This window comes from Lishizhenia sp., from assembly GCF_057456495.1.
On record NZ_JBVCPV010000099.1, the window covers coordinates 1 to 10925 of the forward strand.

At 38.9% G+C, this 10925-nt stretch carries 8 protein-coding genes and 1 tRNA gene; 6 read left to right on the forward strand and 3 right to left on the reverse strand.

Translation table 11 applies throughout. From position 1 onward, the window contains the following. Nucleotides 1-40: 40 nt before the first annotated feature. From AC22ZQ_RS08470 to AC22ZQ_RS08495, 6 genes are all read left to right on the forward strand, one after another. Nucleotides 41-1984 carry an ABC-F family ATP-binding cassette domain-containing protein gene (locus AC22ZQ_RS08470; RefSeq protein WP_318958347.1) on the forward strand — a complete coding sequence of 648 codons (1944 nt, stop codon included), beginning with the start codon at nt 41-43 and terminating at the stop codon, nt 1982-1984. A gap of 114 nt (nt 1985-2098) precedes the next feature. Continuing rightward, nucleotides 2099-2174: transfer RNA gene (locus AC22ZQ_RS08475), tRNA-Met, on the forward strand. A gap of 360 nt (nt 2175-2534) precedes the next feature. Then, nucleotides 2535-3827 carry a glutamate-1-semialdehyde 2,1-aminomutase gene (gene hemL, locus AC22ZQ_RS08480; RefSeq protein WP_318958348.1) on the forward strand — a complete coding sequence of 431 codons (1293 nt, stop codon included), beginning with the start codon at nt 2535-2537 and terminating at the stop codon, nt 3825-3827. A 38-nt stretch (nt 3828-3865) separates the two neighbouring features. Next, complete coding sequence (locus tag AC22ZQ_RS08485; RefSeq protein ID WP_318958349.1) at nt 3866-5029, forward strand: 1-deoxy-D-xylulose-5-phosphate reductoisomerase; 1164 nt, start codon at nt 3866-3868, stop codon at nt 5027-5029. A gap of 201 nt (nt 5030-5230) precedes the next feature. Beyond that, the gene (locus AC22ZQ_RS08490) at nt 5231-7126 is read left to right on the forward strand and encodes a T9SS type A sorting domain-containing protein (RefSeq protein WP_318958350.1); all 1896 of its coding nucleotides are present in this window, start codon (nt 5231-5233) and stop codon (nt 7124-7126) included. Between the two features lie 132 nt (nt 7127-7258). Then, entirely contained in the window at nt 7259-7927 is a 669-nt protein-coding gene (locus tag AC22ZQ_RS08495; protein WP_318958351.1) for a 2-C-methyl-D-erythritol 4-phosphate cytidylyltransferase, read from the forward strand. A gap of 3 nt (nt 7928-7930) precedes the next feature. Here the strand turns inward: AC22ZQ_RS08495 and AC22ZQ_RS08500 are convergent, their stop codons facing one another. From AC22ZQ_RS08500 to AC22ZQ_RS08510, 3 genes are all read right to left on the reverse strand, one after another. Continuing rightward, complete coding sequence (locus tag AC22ZQ_RS08500) at nt 7931-8614, reverse strand: hypothetical protein (RefSeq protein ID WP_318958352.1); 684 nt, start codon at nt 8612-8614, stop codon at nt 7931-7933. A gap of 9 nt (nt 8615-8623) precedes the next feature. Beyond that, on the reverse strand, nt 8624-10327 hold the full coding sequence (locus AC22ZQ_RS08505; RefSeq protein WP_318958353.1) for a DUF349 domain-containing protein: 1704 nt from the start codon (nt 10325-10327) through the stop codon (nt 8624-8626). 21 nt (nt 10328-10348) lie between these two features. Continuing rightward, a partial coding sequence (locus AC22ZQ_RS08510) for a PfkB family carbohydrate kinase (protein WP_318958354.1) occupies nt 10349-10925 on the reverse strand: 577 nt, incomplete at its 5' end.

Genomic DNA, 10925 nt, shown 5'->3' on the forward strand with positions numbered 1-10925 from the left:
CACTATTTAATAAACCCATTCTTATCACTACTTTTGCGGCATGATAAATTTGGATAATCTTGGTGTTCACCTTCCTCAGGGGTATTTGTTTAACGAAATTAGTTTACAAATCAATAAAGGAGATAAAATCGGTTTGGTTGGAAAAAACGGAGCGGGTAAGTCTACTTTATTGAAATTAATTGCGGGGTGGGACAAGCCTTCTGAAGGTAGAATTCACAAACCCAAAGATTGTACAGTTGGTTTCTTAACACAGGATATAGAAATCGACACCAATAAAACGGTGTTTGATTACCTAAAGTTTTCTAACGAAACCCTTAATCATATTCGTCAGAAATTAGACGATATCAATGACCAATTGACCACAAGAACGGATTACGAAAGTGATTCTTACTTGCAGTTGTTGGATGATTTGAACGATTACAATACGCAGTTCTCTTTACACGAAGGTTTTCAATGGGAAGAGAAAATCATGGCCACTTTAGATGGTTTAGGTTTCAACGAAAAGAAGATAGAAAATCCCTTGGAAGATTTATCTGGAGGTTGGAAAATGAGAGCCGAATTAGCCAAAATATTGGTGAACAAACCAGATGTTATTCTACTGGATGAGCCCACCAACCACTTGGATATTATCTCAATTTCTTGGTTGGAGAAATATTTACAAACCTTCGAAGGGGCGGTAATTACCATTTCTCACGATAGATTATTCTTAGATAACGTTACCAAGCGTACTTTGGAAATTGCGCAAGGTTCTATTTTAGATTTCCCTTACCCTTACTCTTTGTACAAAGAAAGAAGGTCAGAAGAAATAGAACGTTTAAAAGCGGCTGCCAAGCAACAGGAAAAAGACATCAAGCAAACCAAAGAGTTAATTGATAAATTCCGTGCGAAGAAAAACAAAGCAGCCTTTGCCCAATCTTTGATCAAGAAATTGGAGCGAACTGAAATCATCCAAGTGGAAGATGATGTGGTTGCGAAAATGAAAATAGCCTTTCCTTTAAGTGTGCAACCCGGAAAGTGGGTGTTGGAAATGGAAGATTTGGGTAAATCTTATGGCGACAACCTCTTGTTCAAGGATGTGAACTTAACCGTGGGTAGGGGTGAAAAAATTGCTTTGCTTGGACCTAACGGTGTAGGTAAATCCACTTTACTGAAGCGCATTATGAAAACTTTGGACGGAGACGGAACTGTAAATTACGGACACAACGTACAGGTTACTTACTTCGCACAAGACCAAGCCGAAGCTTTGGATAAAGAAAAAACGATATTGGAAACCGTAGACGAGGTTGCTAAAGGAGATATCAGAAAAGAATTGAGATCTGTTTTAGGTGCTTTCTTGTTTAGTGGTGAAGATGTAGATAAAAAAGTAGGTGTGCTTTCTGGAGGCGAACGTACGCGTTTGGCTTTGTGCCAATTGTTATTGAGTCCGAGTAACGTGTTGATTCTCGATGAGCCGACCAACCACCTTGATATCCAGAGTAAGGAGGTACTTAAGAGTGCGTTGATTAATTACGAAGGAACCTTCATTATTGTATCGCACGATAGAGAGTTCTTGGATGGTTTGACGAACCGTATTTGGGACATTGAAGACAAAGCGTTGAAAATTCACCACTACACGGTACAAGAATTTTTAAGGAGAAAGATGTCGCTCAACGGCGAACACAAGGCGCAAAAGAAAGCGGCCAAGCCGAAAAAAGAGGTGGTTAAAGAAGAAGCACCGAAGCAAGAATTGAGTTACGAAGAAGCTAAAGAATTGAAACGCCAACGTAATAAATTCAAAAATCAGGTCAATAAAGCAGAACAAAACATAGAGCGTTTAGAAAAAGAAATTGCCGAAATGGATAAAGTTCTGGCCGATTTAGATTACACTGACGAAGAGAACGCTGCCAAGCAATTAGCTAAGTATGAAGCCTTAAAAGCAGACTTAGACAAAGAAATGATGGCTTGGGAAGAGGGTACTGAACAGCTCATGGAATTAGAAAATTAAAAGTTTTTCCTTTTTTCCATTGCAGGTTTAAAAAAGCTACGTATATTTGCACCCCCAACGGGACACAAACAAGCGAGTTTGTTTAGAAAAAGAAATAACTATTTTAAGATATAGTGCGAGGTGGAGCAGTTGGTAGCTCGTCGGGCTCATAACCCGAAGGTCGTCAGTTCGAGTCTGGCCCTCGCTACCATTGAAAAGGGAAATTCAAATTTTGAGTTTCCCTTTTTTTGTGTCTTATATTTTGACAAACGGGCGGTCTTTCCGCTATAGTCCTCACCCTCTTTTACTTTTAACTAAAGAGTTGCGCGGCTTCTTAGGTCGCCCCTAACCGCCAAGTTGCAATGCAAAATAGTCCTCCGGGCTGCCGCTGCTATACCTGTTTGGTAGCTCCGTATTCATTGAATCATTTAAAGGATCTTCCGCTCTGAGTAAAATAATCTATACTTCAGTCTCAAATCAACAATTCTCTGACACTTCTTTGTTTTAAAGTTCTTAATTTTGGGGCCGAATCATGAATCTCTTATAGATTCTGCAACTTAAAAATTGAGATATGAAAAGGTCAAATTCTGAACAACTCTTCGAAACTGCAAAACAATACTTGCCGGGTGGTGTAAACTCTCCAGTTCGTGCATTCAAATCAGTTGATGGTGCGCCATTATTCATTAAAAAAGGAGATGGTGTTAACATTTGGGACGAAGACGATAACCAATTCATCGATTTTTGTTGTAGTTGGGGACCACTTATCTTAGGTCATAACAACCCTAACGTAAGAGAAAAAGTAATTGAAACTTTACACAACGGTTCTAGCTTTGGAGCGCCAACGCGTTTAGAAAATGAATTGGCTGCTTTGGTAGTGGAAAATAATCCTGTGATCGACAAAATTAGATTCTGTAGTTCAGGAACAGAAGCGGTAATGTCGGGCTTACGTTTAGCGCGAGGTTACTCTGGAAAAAACAAAATTGTAAAGTTTGAAGGATGTTACCACGGTCACGTAGATGCCATGTTGGTGAAAGCTGGATCTGGATTAGTAACTTTTGGAGAATCTACATCTGCAGGTATTCCTGAAGGATACACCAACGAAACATTGGTTTTACCCCTGAATGATTTAGACGCAGTGAAAGCATGTTTTGAAGAATGGGGACACGATATTGCTTGTGTAATCATTGAACCAATTCCTGCCAACAACGGATTACTGTTACAAGACAAAAAATTCTTACAAGGATTAAGAGAATTGTGTACAGCAAACAATATCTTATTGTTCTTCGACGAGGTGATCTCTGGATTTAGAGTAGCCTTTGGTGGAGCATCAGAATACTACGGAATTACACCAGACATCGTTTCATACGGAAAAATTATTGGAGGTGGATTACCTGTTGGAGCGTACGGAGCAAGAAAAGAAATCATGGCTTGTGTTGCGCCAGACGGACCTGTTTACCAAGCAGGAACATTGAGTGGAAACCCAGTAGCGATGGCTGCAGGAATTGCACAATTGGAAGAATGTGTAAAAGACGGTTTCTACGAAGACCAAGAAGAAAGAACACAATTCTTCGTGAACAAGATTAACGCACACGCCAAGGAGAAAGGATACTTATTTGAAATGTTTACCATTGGATCTATTTTCTGGATGGCCTTCTCTGATAAGTTAGCAATTAGAAGAGCCGATGAAATTGATGGAGATATGACCTCTTTCAAAGATTTATACGGAAACTTATTGGAAAACGGATTGTATGTTGGACCTAGTGGTTACGAAGTAGGATTTGTATCTCAAGCACATACCAAAGAAATCTTGGCAGAGGCAGCAGATAAATTCTGTGCGGCTTTAGACGCAACATTTGCAAAATAACTCAAGGAAAAAAGTAAATTCACACAAAAACCCACAACGTGAAAAAAGGAATAGCAATTTTAGGATCAACAGGATCAATAGGAACGCAAGCTTTAGAGGTAATTGAAAACTACCCAGACAAGTTTGATTTACAAGTGATTACTGCCAATAGAAATGCTGACCTTTTGATAGAACAAGCCATCAAACACCAACCCAATACCGTTGTTATTGTGGATGAAAGTAAGTTTGAGCAGGTGAAGTCCGCTTTGTGGGAGCATGAAATTCACGTATATGCAGGTGAAGATGCTTTGGCACAAGTAGTAGAAGGGAATGAAATTCACACTGTGCTTACCGCGTTGGTAGGATACGCAGGTTTAAAACCTACGCTTCGCGCCATTGAAGCCAAGAAAACTATAGCCTTAGCCAACAAAGAAACCTTAGTGGTTGCAGGAGAATTGGTTACAAAAATGGCCCGAGAGAATGGGGTGAACATTTACCCTGTAGATTCTGAGCACTCGGCAATTTTCCAATGTTTGGTGGGCGACTTTGAGAATAAAATTGAAAAGATATACTTAACAGCATCGGGTGGACCTTTCCGTGGTTACACAAAAGATCAACTCGCTGCTGTTACCAAGGCACAAGCCTTGAAACATCCCAACTGGGAAATGGGAGCAAAAATCACCATAGATTCTGCCTCATTAATGAACAAAGGATTGGAAGTAATAGAAGCCAAATGGTTATTCAATTTACGTCCAGACCAAATCGATACCATAGTACACCCCCAAAGTATTGTACACAGTTTAGTACAGTTTGAGGACGGAAGCATGAAGGCGCAAATGGGCTTGCCAGACATGAAACTTCCCATTCAATATGCCTTGACTTATCCCGAAAGGTTTAAAACAGATTTTCCACGTTTCAATTTCATGGACTATCCACAGTTGACCTTCGAAAAAGCCGACGCTGACACCTTTAAAAATTTGAACTTGGCTTACAAAGCTATGGAGATGGAAGGTACAGCGGCATGTGCACTTAACGCAGCCAACGAAGTGAGTGTACAAGCTTTCTTAGAAGAAAAGATTTCCTTCCTGGCCATTGCAGATATCAATGAAGCTGTGTTAATGCAAACCCCAAATAGCTTATCACCTGTTTATGAAGACTACGTTAACACAGACAAATTAGCGAGAGAAAAAGCATGGGAAATGGTTAAAAACTTCAATAAATAAACATTTCTAAAAAGAGTTACAACCCATAAAACCCTTTAAAAATAAGGGTTATAAGTGTTTAAAACTACATTTCAACTAAGGAATTCGCTTTTAGCTTCCCTACATTTCTAGACATTTTGGTACATAATGCCCTGTTTATAGCTGGATTAATTCTTAATTGTTTATATCTTTAGCGTTAAATAATTAATTACAGTATAAACTATGAAAAAAGTATATTTAAGTGCGTTAGCTATTGCACTAGGTACTAGTGGGGTTATCGCTCAGAACACTCCTGAGATCTCTACACTTAGACCTTTGCATAAAGAAGCTAACAATGCAACAGCAAAAGCACTAGGTACTGATGTGTACACAGATGATTTCTCAACACCAGCAAACTGGACAATCGACAATGACGGTGAGTCTGGAGCAACATTTGGATGGAACATCGATGCTTCAAACGATAGCTGGGCTTTAGCTGATATCGCTTCTACATCAGGTGGTTCTTTCGCTGAGGTGAACAATGGAGATCCAACACAGGGTACACAAATTTTAGACAAAGTTTACACAATGACAACTTCAGCTCCTTTGGATATTGAAGCATTGACATTGGCAAACGCAGGTGCTGCTACAGATCAAGTTAACTTATCTTTCGAGCAATACGGTGCGAAATTCAACGATTTACAAGAAGTAAGAGTAAGTACAGATGGTACTAACTTTACATCTGTTTTCGATAACAACAATAAAGAATTATTAACTGCTTCAGGTGGTTCTGCTTACGACAATACTGAAAAAGTATACGTAAACATTTCTGACGCAATCGCAGGTGCTGCTACTTCAGTATGGATTCAGTTCAGATGGACTACTGCATCTACAAACGTAACAAGTCCAAACGTTTGGATTACTTACGGATGGGCAATTGATGATTTAGCTATTTCTACTTTGAATGACTACGATTTATCTGTAGTTTCTTCAAACTGGGGTAGTTACGAATTAGAGGATGGAAACGGAGATCCTATCTTCAATGAAATTCCTTACTACATCATTCCTACATCTCAAGTTGGTCAAATGGCATTCTCTGCTAACGTGAAGAACCCAGGTGGAATGGACTTAACAAACGTTTCTTTAGAAGTAGATGTTAACGGTTCTGTTGTTGCTTCATCAGCTCCAACTACAATTACTGCTGGTTCTACTGACAGTTTATCTACAACTTACACATTACCAGGAAACGGAGTTTACACGATCTCTCAAGAAATTACTATGACTGAGGTTGATGATATTCCAGCTGATAATGACTTGAAAATTATTCCTCAAGACATCATCGTTGCAGATACACACATTTTCGCAAGAGATGAGTACTCTAACTTCGGTGCTGATGGAGGTACAGCTACTATCGATGGTAGTGAAGTATTTGGATACGAAGCAGGTAACTACTTCGAGGTTGTTGCTGACATGACTGTTAAAGGTATCGATGTAGGTATCGCTAACGAACAAGGAAACGTAGGTGATGAAATTTACGGGGCAATCTACACACCAGATGGACAAGGTTCTTTCACATTAGTAGCAGTTTCTGACTACGTTGAAGTACCAAGCTGGAGTTTAGGAAAAATCTTAACATTGAACTTCCCTGCTGGTTCTCCTGCTAACTTAACTGCTGGTGGATTATACTTTGCATGTGTTGGTACACAGTCTGACTTCGAATACTTAACTTCTGGATTCTCTCCAAGAGGTTTATCTTTAACTTACTACGGTGGTGGTATGATGGCTCCAATTGCAAACGGACGTTTCTACACTAACGCTACTCCAGTAGTAAGAATGAACACATTAGGTACAGTTGCAACAGAAGGTGTTGAGGCTTTAGAAGCTTCTTTAGGACAAAACGCTCCTAACCCATTCTCAACTACATCTGAGATTTCTTTCGAATTGACAGAAGCTCAAGCAGTTTCTTTCGAAATCAGAGATTTATCAGGAAGATTAGTTCAGTCTGCTGACTTAAATGTATTGAACGCTGGTACACACACGTACACAGTTGACGCATCTAACTTGTCTGGTGGTGTTTACACTTACACAATGACAGCTGGTGGTCAATCAGTAACTAAGAAAATGATCGTTAAGAAGTAATTCTTACAATCACTATATTGAAAGGGCAATCGAAAGGTTGCCCTTTTCTTTTTGGTCATTTTTCAATTAGAAAATCAACTCCTTTATATACAGTTCATAATTATGCCTTAACTTTGAGGAAGGACAGATCGTATGGAAAAAACAGTAATCATAACAGCAGGCGGAATTGGAAAAAGAATGGGAACTAAACTCCCCAAACAATTCTTGTTAATCAATGGTAAACCAATATTATGGCTTACATTGAAACGCTTTCATGATTACAATCCTGATTTAGAAATTATCATAACACTTCCTGAAGAATGGCTAGAATATTGGGAAAATGTTTGTGTGAATTATGATCCCATACCTCATCGTGTAATTACGGGTGGTCAAGAGCGATATCACTCCATTAAAAACGCCTTAGAAGTAGCCTCTGGCGAGCTCATCGCAATTCACGATGGCGTACGTCCATTTGTAAATGATTACACGCTAAACAACTGCTTTAAAATGGCCGCAGAAAAAGGAAGTGCAATTCCTTGTTTACCCTTAAAAGAATCTTTGCGTCAAAGAATTGATTTAAAATCTAAAGCTGTGGATAGAAGTCACTTCTTAAGCGTTCAAACACCCCAGGTTTTTCAAAAGGATTTGATACAAAAAGCCTATACAATTGAGTATACCAAAGACATCACAGACGACGCCAGTCTTCTCGAAAAACTAGGCGTAGAGGTTCACACCTGCATGGGGAATGAAGAAAATATAAAGATTACCTCCAAAAGTGATTTACTCTGGGCCGAGGTATTTAATAAAGTAAACCAAGATTAGGTTTTACTTCCAAGCTTTAAAGGCTTCATTAAAAAACACTTTTTCTCTGTCTACTTGTTCAACCAAGTGTTGCTTAAACGCTTCAACTTCACCTTGCTGTATAGCGTTGCTAGGTATGTGCAAAGTTAAATCTTTGATGTATTCTAAATACAAGGTTTGCTGGTGTATGCTCACCTTTCTTAAACCTGTATAATACATTACCGTAACCTCTCTATCTGTACTCACTACAGCCTTCGAAGTTATACCAACTCTGAACCAATCTTTACCCAAACCTACAAAAGTATGTAGCAAGTGTTCGGTAGCAACAATTACCAAGGCCAAGCCTACATAAATGAGTATGGGCGATATCATAAAATAAAATACCGCCATACTCACCAATACTGTTACCTCTAATAAACTGTACATTAAAATGCGTTGCTTTCTTGCTTTGGACAGAGGTGCCGACCAAACAAATTTCTGTGTTTGTCGAGCAATGAATAAACCCACCCATCTTCTCGATGCTTTTAAGGCACCCAACAACAAGAAAATTCCTGCAAGAATTCCGTAAATCAAATCGTTATATTCAAAGTCTGGTCCTGGAAATTCGATACCAAACAATTTGTATATCCCCGCATAATCCAATGCCATGGCAAAAGGAAGTGAAAGGATGAAAAATATAACGGTCCAAATATTTACGAATCTATTCATCTTAATCTACTAGTCTTGTGGAATCATTTTTAAACGCTGTTTCAAAGCAGCGATTTTCTCGTTAGAGCTTTCAATTTTACGTTCTACCTCTTGCTTTAATGCATTTGCTCCTTTACTGTTAGCAAAGAAACCAAGGTTGTTTTCGTATTGAATAATCTCTTGTTTAATTTCGTTGATTTGGTTGCGAATCTCTTGTCTTTCTTTTCCAAACATCTTCTTCGCATCCGCGCTTCCAGAAATCGTATCTATTTTAGCCTCGAACATCACCTTATCGCGTTCTTGACCTTCTAACTTCAATTGTGCGTAATGCGCATCTAAAGCAGATTTGTACGCCTTGTAGACTCTGTCTTTATCTTTAAAAGGAACTTTTCCAATCTGTGCAAACTTCTGAGAGAATGCTTTAAGCGCATCAATTGCCTCTTTCTTGGTTGCCGGCAATTGGAAACTTTCGATTTCCTTAATCAACTCCTCTTTAGCTGTTAGGTTTGTTGAGTTCAACTTATCTAATTCGTCAAAGTGTTTTTGCTTGGCATCGAAGAAGTAATCACATGCAGCTCTGAACTCTTTCCATAAAGTCTGTTCGTTGCGCTGACCCGCGTTTCCAGCTTTTTTCCATTCTTTCTGAATGTTAATGATTTGCTGTGTAGTCTCTTTCCAATCCGTTGATGTTTTCAACGCTTCTACTTTAGCAATCAATCCTTTTTTGCGGTCTGCAATCTTATCGTAAACTGCTCGAATTCCTTCAAAGAAGTTTGATTTTGCCTCAAAGAAGGTATCACATTCTGTACGGAATAATTTCCATACTTCCTCATTCTCCTTCTTTGGTCCAAATCCTATGGTCTTCCATTTTTCCTGAAGTGCCAATAAGGCCTTCGTGCTCACATCCCAATCTTTTACAGATTCGTTCTTTTGTGCCACCAAAGTTCTCGCTTCTTCCAACAAGGCTTTTTTCTGTTCAAGATTCTCGTGCATTTTTTGCTTTCTGTCGTCATAAAATGCTTGAATTCTATCCCATGTAGCCTTAACGTTAGACCAGTAGGCTTCTTTTACGCGTTCCCACTCTTCTTGCGGAGCTGGACCCACGTCTTCCCATTCATTTTGCAAAGCTTTTAAAGAAGTTTCCACCTCTTTGATCGACTCTATTGCCGATAAATCTTTGATACGTTCAATAATGGCTTCTTTGGCCTCCAAGTTTTTCTTGAAATCATATTCTTTGATTTCTCTGTAAATCTTCATGTTGTAGAAGAACTCTTCTAACAACCTTGAATATTCACCCTGGATGTCAGGTCTTTTGTCACGAGGAATCTCACCTACTTGTTTCCAAGCTTCTTGAATTTCTTTGTATGCACCAAAGGCCTGACCAATGTTTTCTTCTTCCTCAACTACAGCACGTAGTTTTGCAATCAAAGCTCTTTTCTTTTTCAAGTTCTCGCTTTGCGTTGCATTTTTCTCATCTATGATTGCTTTTTTTCTTTCCTTGTAATCAGAATACAAAGCATAAAACTCATCTTTCAATACATCAACAGCAGGTTCTTCCTCTGGGGTTTCACCTCTTTCTTGGGCTTCTAGTTGAGCTACTTGACGTAATCGTCCTTCTTCCAATAAAAAATCTTCGAATTTCGACTGTAATTCGTTTACATCTCTACTTACCGCCAAAACATTTTCTTGTGTTGTTAAGGCTTTAAGTTGATCGATAAAAGCTTGTTTTTCCATAATATGAGAGAATTTAGGATACTATCCTACAGTATGTACCATATCGAAGTCAGTTAAACGTACGAATTGCTCGATACGTGCATCAACTTCTTCTTTTGTAATATTTTCTAATTTTTCAGTTCCGAATTTTTCAACACAGAAAGATGCCAATGCAGAACCTGCAATAATTGCTCTTTTCATGTTGTCGAAAGAATAATCATCTGTCGCCGCGATGAATCCCATGAATCCACCTGCAAAAGTATCTCCTGCTCCAGTTGGATCAAATACTTCTTCTAACGGTAAAGCCGGTGCAGAGAAAATATTATCTCCGTGGAACAACAATGCTCCGTGCTCTCCTTTTTTGATGATCAAATATTTTGGCCCCATATCGCGAATAACGCGTGCTGCTTTAACCAAAGAGTATTCGCCAGACAATTGTCTCGCTTCTTCATCGTTGATGATTAATACATCTACCATCGTCAAAGTCTTTTTCAAATCATCCATGGCGATGTCCATCCAGAAATTCATTGTATCCATTGCAACCAATTTTGGACGCTCTGCTAATCTTTCGATTACTGTACTTTGAACTTGTGGAGATAAGTTTCCTAACATTACGTAA

Bases quoted from the DNA above. Each gene is read 5' to 3' on its own strand.
- AC22ZQ_RS08470 (WP_318958347.1), top strand. From the start codon at position 41: ATGATAAATTTGGATAATCTTGGTGTTCACCTTCCTCAGGGGTATTTG.
- hemL (WP_318958348.1), top strand. From the start codon at position 2,535: ATGAAAAGGTCAAATTCTGAACAACTCTTCGAAACTGCAAAACAATAC.
- AC22ZQ_RS08490 (WP_318958350.1), top strand. From the start codon at position 5,231: ATGAAAAAAGTATATTTAAGTGCGTTAGCTATTGCACTAGGTACTAGT.
- AC22ZQ_RS08495 (WP_318958351.1), top strand. From the start codon at position 7,259: ATGGAAAAAACAGTAATCATAACAGCAGGCGGAATTGGAAAAAGAATG.
- AC22ZQ_RS08500 (WP_318958352.1), bottom strand. From the start codon at position 8,614: ATGAATAGATTCGTAAATATTTGGACCGTTATATTTTTCATCCTTTCA.
- AC22ZQ_RS08505 (WP_318958353.1), bottom strand. From the start codon at position 10,327: ATGGAAAAACAAGCTTTTATCGATCAACTTAAAGCCTTAACAACACAA.